We start from the raw sequence: 13512 nt of genomic DNA, 5'->3' as shown, positions 1-13512 counted from the left end.
TCACATTCTTCCTCCTTTCCAGGACTTATCCTGACGCAAGCTGGTCGCATCTACGGCGTCAATTTGTGAAGATCGAGCGCGAGGCTTCACTGGCGCCGGCTCCGGTTGCCCGGGAGGCCCTCAAGCGCATTGCCCAGCTCTACGCGGTTGAGAAAGCACTACGTGGCCGATCTGATGCCGAGCGCCGCGCGGGCCGACAAGGGCATGCCCGGCCTCTGGCTGCAGCCTTGAAGCAGTGGTTTGAGGCAAAGCTTGATCACCTTGCGCAGAAGTGCGACACGGCGAAGGCTTTGCGTTATGCGCTGCGCCATTGGGACGGCCTGACGCTCTACCTTGATGACGGGCGCATCGAGATGGACACGAATGCGGTCGAACGTGCGATGCGGCCGATCAAGCTCAACGCCAAGAACTCCCTTTTTGCCGGCTGCGACGAGGGCGCCGAGAACCGGGCATTGCTGGCTTCGCTGATTGAGACGTGCAAACTCAATGGCGTTAGCGCCGAGCACTGGCTCTCCGACGTCCTCGCGAAGCTCGTCAATGGCTGGCCTGCGGCGCGACTGGACGAACTGCTTCCCTGGGCGTCGACCTACAAGATGCATGCACACGATCCGAGGCTGGCGGCATGAGCCTGAACACGACCGCGGTCCGGATCAAGGTGACCCTCAAGGACGTGAAACCGGAGGTGATGCGCCGCCTCGTCGTACCGCTGACCCTGCGTCTCGATCGGCTGCATCTGACGCTTCAGGCGGCGTTTGGCTGGACGGATAGCCATCTCTTCGAGTTCCACGCTGGCGAAGGACGCTGGGGCATCCCTGACCCCGATGGTGATTTTGGCCCCCAGCGCATCGATGCTCGCAAAGCGCGGCTCTGCGAAATCGTTCGAGAGACCGGCGCCAAAACGATCCATTATCTCTATGACTTCGGCGACAGCTGGGACCATGTGATCAAACTCGAAAAATGGTTCGACAACACGACGACAGAGGGACTTCCCCTCTTGCTCGAGGCCGCCGGTGGTTGTCCTCCGGAAGACGTAGGCGGTGCGCCAGGCTATCCGAATACCCCGATGCCATCGGTGACCCCACCCATCCGGAGCACGAACAAATGCGCCTCTGGGGCCCGGAGCGGTTCGATCCCAACGTCGTCGACCGGAAGGCGCTTGAGGCCGCCGTCAACGCATTGTCCGGAATTTGGAAGCCACGCCGGCAAAAGCTGCGATCAAAATAGGGCGTCAAGAGCCAATCAAAAGGGCCGCAGAGCTACGCTTACCATAGACCATCGCGCTCACGACCAGGAGCGGCCGGATCCGGGACGGGCCGAGCTCGGCCCATGTCCGCGCGTTGCCTTTCGGGTAGAGGCCGGATTCCGGCCAATCTCGAGCGCCGTCATCTCGCCGCCCGGTGACCTTGTCCTTGCGCCAGGGACGATGCACGTCGAGGAGAACAAAGAGATTGACCGTGCATTCCGACGATACTCATAATCGTAACGTTCGAGCCTGCGGGGCTTGGCCGGGATCGGCTGACGCGTTTCGCCGATGAGTTGGACCGGGCTTTCGTCGAAGCACACCACTGTTCGATCGAATCCCCGCAAATCCACAAGTATCTAGTCGACGTCCTCGAAGGCACCCGCCCTGCATTCGATAACCGCGGTTCAAAGTATTACGCAAGCTGAGAAGCTGCCTCCAATATCTATCGATGATGCCGGGCTGGGTGGTGGATTACGCATATTTGGCATGTTCTACCTCCTAGCATCCCGACTGCTCAGAATTGCATCATGTCGGGATGAAGCAGACGACGCCTCAAGTTCGCTATCAAGGAACTATAATCAATTCTGCATCCGGTCGGTCTGGTATGTTTTGTTATCCTCATCCTGAGCGGCACACGGATGCCTTCGGACCTCGCCTGCAGTACTTCGAGATCGAGGCCGAGCGGGCGAGCAAATGCTCCAAAAAACCCTTCTCGACGAAAGCGAGACGTGAGTCTGGCTGCGCAACGCGCCAACTAATACTGCGGCTACAACACAGCCCACTTCATCGATTTTTCGGGTTGAGCCGTTCGTTCGACGTGCGACGTTCCATGTTTGCCAAGTGCGGTGCGGCGAACGTCGTCTTCCCGAGAATCAGGTCTGCCGCCTTCTCCGCTATCATGATGGTGGGCGCGTTCGTGTTGGATGACGTGATGCGCGGCATCACGGAAGCGTCGCAAATCCGCAGACCATCGACTCCACGAAGTCTCAGCGACGGATCGACCACCGCCAGCTGGTCAGTGCCCATCCGGCAGGTGCCTATAGGGTGATGATCGGTCTTGCAGGTCCTGACAGCATAGTCGACGAGAGCGGCTTCGCTTGTAGCCGCAACACCGGGCATCCGCTCGACCATGACGAATGGCTCGAGCGCGGGTTGCCGGAGAATCTCACGGGCCATCTTCAGCCCCTCGATCGCTGCCGGGCGATCACGCGCATCAGACCAATAGTTTGGGTCAATCAGAGGCATCGCGGAAGGATCGCCGCTTGCGAGCCGCACGGTACCACGCGAGCCCGGCCGCAAGAATGCCGAATTCAGCGTGACGCCTGCATGTTTTAGCTTTTCTACGCCCGCCTCGATTCCTGAGCCGAGCCCGAGATGGAATTGCACGTCCGGCCATTCCTGCGCCCTCGCCGCCGGCTCGACATACCAGAAGCCCCCTGTCTCAAATAGGGTGGACGCGACCGGTCCGCGCTTGAACAGCAGATATTCCAGTCCCGCCCAGATCATACGATGCAGTTTCACATAGCTGTCGTAGGTAACGTCGCCCTTGCACTCCGCGATCGCATAGACGTCGAGGTGGTCCTGAAGATTCTCGCCCACGCCGGGCAAATCGTGGATCGGCTTGACACCGACTGATTTCAGATGGTCGGCCGGACCGATCCCCGATAGCAGCAGAAGGCGAGGCGATCCGATGGCGCCGGACGCAAGGATGACCTCCCGCTCGGCGCGAACGATCTCCCGCTGCCCTCCGCGTACCGACGCGATTCCCACAGCACGCCCATTCTCGACCACGATCCGCGTGCTGTAGGCGTCGGTAAGGACGGTGAGATTCGGTCGGCCGCGGATCGGCTGCAGATAGGCGGTGGCGGTCGAGCACCGCCGGGCATCTCGCACCGTTACTTGATAGTGGCCGACGCCCTCCTGCCGCGCACCGTTAAAATCGGGATTGTAGGGCATTCCATATTCCTGCCCGGCTAGCAGAAACGCTTCGCTGATCGGCAACGGATTGACAGGCACCGAGACGCCCAAGGGACCACGGCGCGCATGGTAGGCGTCGACGAAGCGCTGGTTGTCTTCGGTGCGCTTGAAATACGGCAAGACATCCGCGTAGCTCCAGCCTGTCGCACCATCCGCCGCCCAACCATCATAATCGCGGGCATTTCCGCGGGTGTAAACCTGCGCGTTGATACTGGAGCCGCCACCTAGCACCTTCGCCTGGGTATAGCGGAGCACCCGCGCGCCGAGATGACGCTGGGGCACCGTCGAGTATCCCCAGGAGGGGATGCCCTTGGTCATCTTGGCAAACCCCGCCGGCATGCTGAACAGCGGGTTGTTGTCGCTGCCGCCGGCCTCGAGCAGCAGCACCCTGGTCGACGCATCGACGCTCAGGCGGTTGGCGAGCACGCAGCCGGCCGAGCCGGCGCCGACGACGATGTAGTCGTAAACCGTCATCTCATGTCCCCATGAGTTCGAAGATCGGTCCTCGCGACATGATCCGCGACGCGCAACGCCTGGGCGGCGATCGTCAGCGACGGGTTCACCGCCGCCGAGGTCGGCAGGAACGACGCATCGACAACGAACAGATTGGGGTGATCAAAGGAGCGGCAGAACGGATCGAGCGGTGATGTCGCTGGATCGAGGCCGATGCGCACTGTCCCGCACTGATGCGAGGGCGTGCGCCGGTCGAACGCCTTTGACAGTACGATCGGATAACCTGCGGCACGCAGCCGTTCCTTCAACGTCGCCACCAGCGCCAAATGGGTCGTCCAGTTCGAGCGCAGCCAGTCGAGCCGGATATTCGCACCATCGACCGTCACACGGCTCTCGGCGCGCGGCAGATCCTCGCTCATCACGTACCAGTCGACCGCATGCCGGCTCATCAGCCCAAGCGCCAATTCCGGCGCGAGCGGCATGTTGGCCTTCAGAATCGGCGCGGTGACACGTCCTAGCAACTGGATGTTGCCCAGCGGCGGTCCGCCGTGCCCATCATCGAGATAGAAATCGTTGGTGCCGATCGTCTTCTGGTAGATCGAGTTGTTGACGACGCGCGGATCGATCGCCAGCACAGCCGAGGAATTGTGGTTCATGAAATAACGGCCGACTGCATCGGAGCGGTTCGCGATGCCGGCCTGTGACGAGCGCAGAAGCAGTGCGGCCGAATTGACGGCGCCCGCCGCGAGCACCACGATGCCGGCGCCGATCATGGTCCGCTCACCGGCCTGAATGACCTCAACGCCGGCAATGCGTTTGCCGTCCGGCTCGACGACCAGCCGCTTGACCTGCGCACCTTCGCGCAGCGCGACATTGTCATGGGCGAGAGCACAGGCAAGCCCGCAGGATTCGGCATCCATCTTGCCGTGCCCGGCGTCGGGGAATGCATCCCACGGAGTCTTGGCACGTTTGAGCCATGTCTCGATGTCGATGCCAAGCGGCAGTATAAACGGCTTGAGCCCGATCTTCTTGAGCCGCTGCCGTACCGCCGCAATCGCCGGCTCATCCGGCACGGGGCCGAACGGATAGGGCGCGGAGTGAAAAGGCTCCGAGGAATCGTCTCCGAGCGCGCCGCGCACGTTGTAGAGCTGTTCCGCCCGGGTATACCATGGCTCCAGTTCGCCATAGCTGAACGGCCAGCCCGGCGTCGTTCCATCGCGGTGCGCGATGGGCGCGAAGTCTTGAGCGCGGTAGCGGATCAGGACCGCCCCGTAGAGCTTGGTATTGCCGCCGACGCAGTAGTAGTTGCCGGGATTGAAGGCCTTCCCCGCCCCATCGACCCAGGACTCCTGCGGCCGGAACACCCCGCGCTGAAAGATCGCCCTTGCGTCCCGCGCAGCCTCGCTATCGCGCAGACGCTGGCCGCGCTCGAGGATCACGATCTTTGCGCCCGTAGGCGCCAGACCCGCGGCAAAGTTCGCACCGCCCATTCCAGACCCGATGACGAGGACATCGGTTGACTCCGTGATCTTCATGCAGGTCTCGCACCACTCGATCAGATACGGCGCGTGGTCGTTGGGTCGAACAGCACCGCCTTGTCGAGGTTGAACGCAAAAGTGTGCGGTTGTCCGAGCCGGACGTCAGCATCAGCGCGCATGCGCAAGACCTTCGTTCGTACCATATGCACCTCGGGTCGTCAGATCGATGGGAGCCTCGCGTCCCGTTCGGGCAGCCTCGCGCGTCGACAGGGCGGCGCTCAGCGACTTGATCCCGTCTTCGCCCGTAGCCGACGGCGCGCCACGGGCGGCAACCGCGTCGCCGAACAGGCGCACCGCCCGTAGATAGAGATTCTCGTGCGCGATCGAGAGCTGCCTTTCGCCGTCCCTGGTCCGCAGCAAGACCTCGCCCTTGGGCACCTGGGTCATGCAGTCGGTCCCGATCAGCGATCCCTCTTCGCCATGGACCTCGAAGCCGGTCACCGCGTATCTTGTCGTGAAGGCATCGTGGAACTGGGCAATCAGCCCGTTTTCGAAGCGGACCACCCCCATGACACCGTCTTCGAGACCTGCCTGGCCCATACCACCCCGCGACGTCATCGCGGTCACGGCGACAGGATTTTCGTCGAGCACGAAACGCAAGGTGTCGGCATCATGAACGGTGATATCGAGCACGACGCCGCCGCCCGCTTCCGGCCTCTCAATCCGCCAGCCCTGCAGGTGCGGCGGAAGATAGACCGCATGAAAAACGCGGGCGAATAGAGGCTTGCCGATGTGGCCCGCCTTGATCGCGGCATGAATTGCACGATGGGTGGCCGCGTTGCGCAAATGATGGTTTGTCCCCATCTGCACCCCTGCCGCCTTGCAGGCCGCGACCATTCGCTTCGCGTCCGGCAAGTTCAGCGCGAGCGGCTTCTCGCACAGCACATGCTTGCCGGCCGCGGCCGCGGCCAGCGTTTGCGAACAATGATGCTCATTTGTTGTCGAGATGTAGACCGCATCGATACCGCTTCCGAGCAACGCGTCGAGGCTGGTTGTTGCTATCGCGATCCCGTTCTCGCTGGCAAATCGCTGCGCCCGCTCCGGATCGCTGCCCATCACAGCCCGCACCGCGCCAGCCGCTCCGCGGATGGCCTCGATCATCCACTCGCGCGCGATTGTACTTGCACCGATCAATCCCCAACGCAGGCCACTCAAGATGCGATTCTCCGTTTGAATTCCGCTCCACAACTCTCCCGAACGACCAACCGCGCTTCGCCCCCGCAACTCTCGAGACGACGCTCGCCCTCGTTGATCTGCCTCAGCAGCATCTGCGCGGCGCGCTCTCCGAGACTACCGGCATCGACCGACACAGTGGTCAGAGCGGGAGAGACATGATGGTCTCGGCGGTATCATCGAAACCGACGACGGCAACATCGCGCCCGACGGTCAGCCCCTGTCGTGCGATCGCCAACATCGCGCCGATTGCCACGACGTCGTTGAAGCAACCACCGCCGTTGGTCGCCTCTCCGACGACAGCAAGCGCTTCATGGCGTCGAAGCCGCCATCTTTCGTTAGCATGCTCTCAATGATCCACGCGGGCTCGACGGCAAGTGGCGCCACCGCCACCCGCGCTGTGGTGGAAGCGGTGCCGCCGGTCAACACGTGTTCTGCGATCGAGCCAATAACCGAGGTCGCAAGAATGTTAAGAACCTGATCGCTCTCCTCAAGGGGAGCCGTCGCCAGCGGAATGTACGCTCCTTTCAGCACGCCAGTCTTCGCTTTCCAGGCGAGGCATCGTATTCCCGTGTACCCGCGTTTTGGATCGCAGTCTCCACGTCTTGACGAACGGAACGCGCTGCTCGCCCTCTTGGATCGCATGGCATGCGCTACATCCCCCTTCGGCGGGATCTCTTTCGAAAATCACGTCGCCTTGGGCAACCAAGACAGCGTCACACTTCCAAGGCCATTTCGGAGGGCCGATTCGCGTTACTAAGTTTTCGAGTTCGCTCAGACCGTCGAAGTTAGCGGAATTATTGATGAGGAAATTGATGACCCCTCCCTGACGTTTCGGCTCAAACTTAGCCCCCCAGAACCTGGCCCACGTTCCGAGCCAGCCCTACAATGCCACTTCCGTTTTTTGCGAAACCCGGCCACTGCGTCTTGTCTTGCCGCGGCGCATTCCAAAGGAATGGATATCTCACGGGAGCGTCGGCGGTTTTTATGTTTTCCGGAATCATGAAGTCGGGTGGCGGACCGATGTCCAGACCGGATACGCGGTTGAAAATCATCCCTACAGCATCCAAACGGCAAACCCCCAGCCGTTCTCTGGCAGCGCGCGCACCATGCATGAGCGTGTGAAACCGCAAGTACCACCCACCTACCTGTAGACGAAGATCCGCAACATCTATCGCATCCGGCACTGCGGACCGCAGAACAGCTGCAGCAAACGGAGCGAATGAGCTGTCGCTGGCAATCACTTCGCCCACCGCCTTGTCTAGGTCGCGAAGCAGTGCGTAGAAGTCGACGAACCCCGGACCGCCATCCACCCGATACACCTTGCCGTTAACTTCGATCTGGAGCGTGTGACATGCTGAACAAGTCATTCCCACGACCTGACAGTCTTGAGGGCCAGAGCGTGAAAGCCTATGGGAAGGTTGGCCGGAGTTGCAGGATTCGGTAGATAACCGTGACAAACCATCCGCCAGGAACGGCTGTCCGTTCCTTTGCTTCAGGGCCTGCATCCTAGACAACGCGATCAAACGCGAGCCTTGATCGCGCGAATAGAAATCTGCTCTCGCTGCCGCGGTCCAATCCAGACCTTGGTCAACGTAGAAGGGATTGGCGTTGGTGCCCTGAGCGATCGACCGTGTTGTGACGAAAACCGTTAAGGCTATTAGAACGAGAGCACGGAGCATCGTATGGCCTACTGACTTCATTGTTAAACTCGCCCGAAGAAACGTTCGCTGAAATCCCTCGGTTGCGGCAAGCTTGGCTCGATCCTCTGACCTGCCTTTGGGCCCGCGGGTCCTTGACTATCGGCCATTAAAGGGCGCGGTCCACTAAGTTCAACCTACCAAATTTGGGAGAGGACAACGGCTCGGCAACCCCATTGATCGTAGAAACTCCTGCTGACGCCCGTTCACCCTTAGGCCGAAATCTATGGCCGCCAAGGGATCGGGCTTGATCGCGCGACACTTGGCAATTGGTGATGCCGCCCTGCTTCCCATCGGCAGCCCGTTGCCAACCTCATGTGCTGCGATTTCGCAGCCGCGGATCGCCTGTTCGTGTGAAATCGTGGCGCCGGTGCCCGATCTGAGCGTGGTCAAACGAAGAAGCGCGACTTTTGGACGATCGTCCAACGACCGCGGCTATAGCGGTCAAGTCTGCGATCGTGCTCTGCCGATATGCCCTCGGTCGCAGTCGCGCATTCGCAGAATAGTCCCTGGACGGCTTCAACAGACGCTTATCCGATACCTATGACAGTTATGATCGGCTGAGCGAAATCGCTCATCACAAGAATCGTGGACGCTCATGCATTGGTGAATTGGTGGAGCTTCGATGGCGTAGAGCTTTGCGATCCGCCGGACGCCAGCCTCGGGTCAATTTGACCAGGCACCGGCGCCGCGCGCATGGAACGCCCGCTGGCCTCTGGTCGGGTCGTTAAAGCCGTGGTTCGAAAAACATCCGTGGATGATCTCCAGCGGCTCGATGCTCGCTGATGACATCCGCTACGCGCTCAATATTGGCAGGTCGCTTCCTCGATGACCGGATTCTCGAGGTCGGCAGACTGGACGCTACCACGGTGACCATAAGTCGCGAGTCTTTACTATTTCCGCGGCCTTCGCCGGTGTCGCAGTTCGCACCACAGTTCCGCTTCAAACGTCGCTCGTCAAACCGGGCATGCAGATTTCGCGCACCCGGCTTTTACTTGTCCGTCAGACCTTCGCGCTCGATCGGTCAGTACGACGGTCTGGATGCGGAAGAGTTGGAGCGTATCGTGCCGGTAATCCTGCGGATACTCTTCGAAGCCCCTACCACCTCCTCCTGGTCGTCGCATTATCCAGTGCCGCAGACGGCGATCGACGTACCACCCGATGAAGTCATACGTCTTCATGAAAGGGCTTGGTCGAAGTAACCGCACCAGCCGCGAAGAAGGCGGCTGATAACGGTGATGGTGTTCTCTGGTGTGTCCGGGCAATACTGTGACGTCGTGCGTTCATGGATTCGTCGGAGCAATGTTAATTAGCTGAGGCTCTTCGTTCCAGCCAGGCGAGAGGCTTCGCGGAACCGCCAGCAGCAGCGTTGCACGATTAGATCCCGAACATCGCCGGTAGCGAATGCGGCCAGCAGTGCAAATTCGCGTGGATAGTAATTTTGTCGCACCTCGAAACGACACTATGGTCAAACGTCACAAAGCATCCAGGCTCTCCGGAGGATGCCCCATTTGGCGACAAACTAATCTCGGCACATCGCTGGCTAAGTCATGGGGCTTTAGTATCTGGAGCTTCTTTCTCCAGCAAACGGCGAATTCTCTCTTCAGCTGCCGCACGCTTACCCTCAAGCTCCTCGGCAAGTCCTAAAAGCTCCTGAATCCGATGCTCTGACTGAGCTCGACCAACCTCAAGTTCCGAGCAGAGATGAAGAAGTGCTTCGATCCGATCCTCGCTAGCCGAGCGCTTTGCTTCGAGTTCTTCGTTGAACTTCAACAGCTCTTGTATCCGGCTCTCTGACTCAGCTCCGCTCTCCTGCTGCTCCGCGCAATGCCTCAGGCGCCCTTCGATCTGGCCTGCGCTAACGATGCGTTTCGCTTCAAGCTCGTCCGCGACCTTCAACAACTCCTCTATCCGTTTCTCTGCCTGAGCTCGGCCAGCCTCGAGCTCCGAACAAAGACGGAGGAGCGCCTCGATCCGTTCTTCTCCGGCGGCACGCTTGTCTTCAAGTTCTTCATTGAGCTTCGATAACTCGCCAACGTGACGCTCCAGAGCAGAAGCGCCAGAGCGCACAGAAGATTCAGCCAGCAAGGGATCGACCTCGCCCTCCAACGAAATAGAGATCATCGGCCCAGAGGATTCAACGATGCGCAGAAGATAACCAAAGCGAGAAGCGGATACGGCGGGGACGCTGCACCAACCTTCAGATTCCGACTGGAGCGATACGTCCTGCTGGACGAGGGGATCGTACATAACCAAGGGCAAATTGGGCGTCGCGCGAACGCGCATAGGCAAACGCGGGAGAAAGATTGCCGTCGTATTTGCCAGACCCGGGACCAGGTAAGGCGCCCGCTCATAGCTACTAGGATCGACAAGCATCGGGAGATCGTCACGCTCAATCTGTGGCGGCAGGGCTATCGGAGGACTCTGCTTATCTTCAGTCAACACATCCGGCCTTGCCGCCACAGTCGTCTTGTCGAAAAGCATGACTATCTCCGAGCGCTGCGGCCAGGGGATTCGTCCCGTCAGAGCGAGCGTATAATGCAAGGCTTCTATTCGGTGCTCAAATGCGGCCGACAACTGTGCCTGCTTTGGCTGATAGGGCGAGCCACAGCATGGGCACTGAGCGTGCTCGAAATCGTAATGGCGACCGTTAAAGAGATGCAGCAGCTGAACAACAAGTGATGAACTCCATCGCCAGCGCGCGCCGCAAAAGGCGCGGTTGACCGCAGCAGCCCTTCCTTCCCAAAGCCGCGCCAATATCTCCGCAGAATACGACCGCTGGTGCCAATGCATATGGAAACCACGGGCACAGGAGCCGCAGTCGACCGTCGCGGCGTCGCGAGTCTCATTGTACGGGACAGCAATAAGCAGCCACCGTGTCGATACGCGATAGAGCTCATCGAGCGCCTTCCGATACTCGCTTTCAGCGATGTGCTCCAACACATCCGTGGCTAGCACCAGGTCGAATGCGCCGTCGGAAAACGGTAGCGCGGTGATCTCGGCAACCCTCGAAGAATAGCGGACATGGGCTAATGCTGCCGGCGAGATGTCACAGCCTTCGACATGGCGATCCGCAGGTAGATGATTAGTAATAGCTCCGTTTCCACATCCGACGTCCAAAATGCTGCGAGCATCTTGAGGGATCATGGCTAGGACAGCATCGCGCACTTCTCTTGTAGAAGCATCAATATCCTGGCGCCAAAGCGCTTCCTGCTGATAGTAACTTGACGAATCGGCCTCTACCATATTCCGCACTACTCTAACTGTAGGACAGCCACGTTGCATCGTGCAGAAAATCGCCGGTTTCAAGGCCCCTATTTGGGGGACTCATGACCTTGAGACGAAAGCGCCGATCGAGCACATGTAGAGGATCCCCACCATGATGATGCTCGTCGTGAAGATCTCTAAAAACGCCTACGGATACGATGTATTCCATCGGTCCAAGCCGAATTGGCATCAGCGAAACGCGATCACGGTGCCGACCTGCCGTCCGCGTGGAAGCCGGACTAACGACCTGTGCTGCGCAGCGGCCATCCAAACGGTAGACAGCGAGGACCAGTCGACAATGATCGATAGTACTCGATGCCTCCCACTCTATCTCGGCCGCGGCTGCCTCGCCGCATATAAACGTTCGACGCTCTTCGCTCCGCTCATCGTCAGGCGAAAAGAAACGTACCGCCGTGATTTGAGCTTCGCCCGCTCCGTAAGAGTCGCCATCCACAACATGGTCCACGTTCTCCGTTGTCGATTGCTCCCGCGCTGAGTCGGTGGACGACGACAACTTTGCTGGCAAACGCAGACGCTCAGTTCCCCACGCGCCGTCAGGTGATGGAGATAATGTGGCAGCCAGCGAATAGGCTTCGTCAGTCGTGAACTCAACCCGCACATCCTCACCGGCAACGGCCGCATGCTCGATCTCCACAATCCCGGATGCAATCAGGTCAGAGGGAATCCGAATGGTGAAAGGGGCGTGCAAGTAGCGTCCATTCTCGTCACGAAATTCCCGCCAAACCGTATTGTCCGGTCCTACCTGGGGCGCGGACCAGTTGGTATAGCCCGGCGCGTCAGTCAGCCAAACGACTTCCGTCGAGTCATTGTCGCGAGCGTCGCCAACGCGCAGAGACGCCTGCTCCTTATCATCTATCAATAGTCGGATCGAACGAACACGATGGCGTGCTTTCGGGGCAGACGGCGCACCGGTGACAAATCTACCCGTCACAAAATGACTTCCCGAATTCGAACTGGCGCTAAAGGCTAGTGCCCGTCTCGGCCACCTTGAGCCGGGCATCTTCCCGCAGTCGAATTGCTGACATGTAGGACTTACAGAGAGTTAGCGTGTCGCGTTCGGCCGCTACTCGGCCCCGATCAATCCAGGCGGCCCGACTACACATCATTTGTACGGAGGCGCGGTCATGTGAAACCAACAGCAGCGTAGCACCATTCCGTGTGAGGTCCTTCATTCGGGCCGCGGCTTTGATGGAGAAATACGCGTCTCCCACACCGAGAATTTCGTCCACGATGAGGATATCGGGGTCGACACTTGTGGCGACTGCAAAGGTGAGACGGGCTTGCATGCCAGCCGAATAGATACGGAAGGGGTGATGGATAAAATCACCGAGTTCCGCGAACTCAGTAATCTCATCAGCCTTCTTGTCCGCAGCTCTACCGGTGACGCCCAAATAGGCGAGCGACGCACGCAGGTTTTGAGCGCCAGTGAGATCGGGATGGAATCCGGTTCCCATCTCCATGAGCGCCGTCACGCGCCCAGAGACCCGAAGTGACCCGTTGCTCGGCCGGATCAGACCAGCGATCAGCTTAAGCAGCGTGCTCTTCCCCGCGCCGTTGCGGCCGATGAGACCAACGCGCTCGCCGCGCTTCAAAGAAAGGTTCACATTTCGAAGTGCCCAGAAATCCCACGGGGCATCCTTGGGTGTTGGCAGGCCCAGCGCGTCGGCCATCCGCCACCCCTTCGAGCGAAATAGCCGATAGCGCTTGCTCACCGAGTGAAGTTCGATAGCGAGATCAGACATGATCGGCAGCCAGGGTTTTCAAGCGCTGAAGCAGATGGAAGCCGAGGGTGAAGAGCGCTAGCGATACGGCACCGAAGGCCGCGAGCCTCCCCACAGGAATGCGGTCAAAGTGAATAAGATCGCGGTAAATCGAGATCATATAATACAGTGGATTGACGACCATGATCGGCATCATGCGCGACGGGATCATGTCGTCCGTATAGCCGATCGGCGAAACCAGCATAAGGAACAAGAGAAGCGGCGATACTAGATTGGCAATATCACGGAAGAAGATGTTGAAAATGGAGAGGACCCAAATGAGTCCGACCGTGAAAATAGTCGCCCGTTAAGAAGCTTCCAGGCGACTGATCTGGAATCGTAATTTGGCTGGAATGACGTTCTGAGATTGCAAGGTTTTG

Annotated in this window: 11 protein-coding genes and 4 pseudogenes; 2 read left to right on the top strand and 13 right to left on the bottom strand. The window is 59.6% G+C overall.

Annotation, left to right across the window (positions count from 1 at the left end; translation table 11 throughout):
• Positions 1-35: 35 nt before the first annotated feature.
• Both HAP48_RS23790 and HAP48_RS50825 read left to right on the top strand, forming a co-directional pair.
• A pseudogene (locus tag HAP48_RS23790) lies at positions 36-626 on the top strand (IS66 family transposase); the annotation flags it as partial.
• Positions 623-997, top strand: a pseudogene (locus HAP48_RS50825) (plasmid pRiA4b ORF-3 family protein); the annotation flags it as partial. The pseudogenes HAP48_RS23790 and HAP48_RS50825, both read left to right, overlap by 4 nt.
• A 390-nt stretch (positions 998-1387) precedes the next feature.
• On the opposite strand, the pseudogene HAP48_RS50820 reads toward HAP48_RS50825, so the two are convergent.
• From HAP48_RS50820 to HAP48_RS23735, 13 genes and pseudogenes are all read right to left on the bottom strand, one after another.
• Positions 1388-1575, bottom strand: a pseudogene (locus HAP48_RS50820) (IS630 family transposase); the annotation flags it as partial.
• 451 nt (positions 1576-2026) lie between these two features.
• Entirely contained in the window at positions 2027-3694 is a 1668-nt protein-coding gene (locus HAP48_RS23780) for a GMC family oxidoreductase (RefSeq protein ID WP_029084688.1), read from the bottom strand.
• Entirely contained in the window at positions 3691-5208 is a 1518-nt protein-coding gene (locus HAP48_RS23775) for a GMC oxidoreductase (RefSeq protein ID WP_035978167.1), read from the bottom strand. The genes HAP48_RS23780 and HAP48_RS23775 overlap by 4 nt, the downstream gene beginning before the upstream one ends.
• Positions 5209-5319: 111 nt before the next feature.
• Positions 5320-6357: a Gfo/Idh/MocA family protein gene (locus tag HAP48_RS23770; protein WP_256375211.1), complete on the bottom strand. Its 1038-nt coding sequence runs from the start codon at positions 6355-6357 to the stop codon at positions 5320-5322.
• A gap of 5 nt (positions 6358-6362) precedes the next feature.
• Positions 6363-6533: pseudogene (locus tag HAP48_RS50815) on the bottom strand (substrate-binding domain-containing protein); the annotation flags it as partial.
• Positions 6527-6625: a hypothetical protein gene (locus tag HAP48_RS50810; RefSeq protein ID WP_156929010.1), complete on the bottom strand. Its 99-nt coding sequence runs from the start codon at positions 6623-6625 to the stop codon at positions 6527-6529. The gene HAP48_RS50810 and the pseudogene HAP48_RS50815, both read right to left, overlap by 7 nt.
• The gene (locus tag HAP48_RS23765; RefSeq protein ID WP_156929011.1) at positions 6598-6918 is read right to left on the bottom strand and encodes a hypothetical protein; all 321 of its coding nucleotides are present in this window, start codon (positions 6916-6918) and stop codon (positions 6598-6600) included. Before HAP48_RS23765 ends, HAP48_RS50810 begins: the two co-directional genes overlap by 28 nt.
• Positions 6919-7229: 311 nt before the next feature.
• Entirely contained in the window at positions 7230-8087 is an 858-nt protein-coding gene (locus HAP48_RS23760) for a di-heme-cytochrome C peroxidase (protein ID WP_165128039.1), read from the bottom strand.
• A 1174-nt stretch (positions 8088-9261) separates the two neighbouring features.
• A complete protein-coding gene (locus tag HAP48_RS23755) occupies positions 9262-9387 on the bottom strand; it encodes a group II intron maturase-specific domain-containing protein (protein WP_224496560.1) in 126 nt (41 codons plus the stop codon).
• A gap of 245 nt (positions 9388-9632) precedes the next feature.
• Entirely contained in the window at positions 9633-11393 is a 1761-nt protein-coding gene (locus tag HAP48_RS23750) for a class I SAM-dependent methyltransferase (protein WP_166209489.1), read from the bottom strand.
• Entirely contained in the window at positions 11344-12231 is an 888-nt protein-coding gene (locus HAP48_RS23745; RefSeq protein WP_166209492.1) for a Wzt carbohydrate-binding domain-containing protein, read from the bottom strand. The genes HAP48_RS23750 and HAP48_RS23745 overlap by 50 nt, the downstream gene beginning before the upstream one ends.
• 100 nt (positions 12232-12331) lie before the next feature.
• Positions 12332-13042, bottom strand: coding sequence for an ABC transporter ATP-binding protein (locus HAP48_RS23740; RefSeq protein ID WP_166209495.1), 711 nt, complete (start codon positions 13040-13042; stop codon positions 12332-12334).
• A gap of 64 nt (positions 13043-13106) precedes the next feature.
• Positions 13107-13430, bottom strand: a complete 324-nt coding sequence (locus HAP48_RS23735) for an ABC transporter permease (RefSeq protein ID WP_084518755.1) — start codon at positions 13428-13430, stop codon at positions 13107-13109.
• Positions 13431-13512: the final 82 nt, after the last annotated feature.

It is taken from the genome of Bradyrhizobium septentrionale, from assembly GCF_011516645.4.
GTDB lineage: Bacteria > Pseudomonadota > Alphaproteobacteria > Rhizobiales > Xanthobacteraceae > Bradyrhizobium > Bradyrhizobium septentrionale.
This window is presented reverse-complemented; position numbering and strand designations above follow the sequence as displayed.

Bases quoted from the DNA above. Each gene is read 5' to 3' on its own strand.
- HAP48_RS23775 (WP_035978167.1), bottom strand. From the start codon at position 5,208: ATGAAGATCACGGAGTCAACCGATGTCCTCGTCATCGGGTCTGGAATG.
- HAP48_RS23780 (WP_029084688.1), bottom strand. From the start codon at position 3,694: ATGACGGTTTACGACTACATCGTCGTCGGCGCCGGCTCGGCCGGCTGC.
- HAP48_RS50810 (WP_156929010.1), bottom strand. From the start codon at position 6,625: ATGTTGGCGATCGCACGACAGGGGCTGACCGTCGGGCGCGATGTTGCC.
- HAP48_RS23760 (WP_165128039.1), bottom strand. From the start codon at position 8,087: ATGAAGTCAGTAGGCCATACGATGCTCCGTGCTCTCGTTCTAATAGCC.
- HAP48_RS23740 (WP_166209495.1), bottom strand. From the start codon at position 13,042: ATGGCCGACGCGCTGGGCCTGCCAACACCCAAGGATGCCCCGTGGGAT.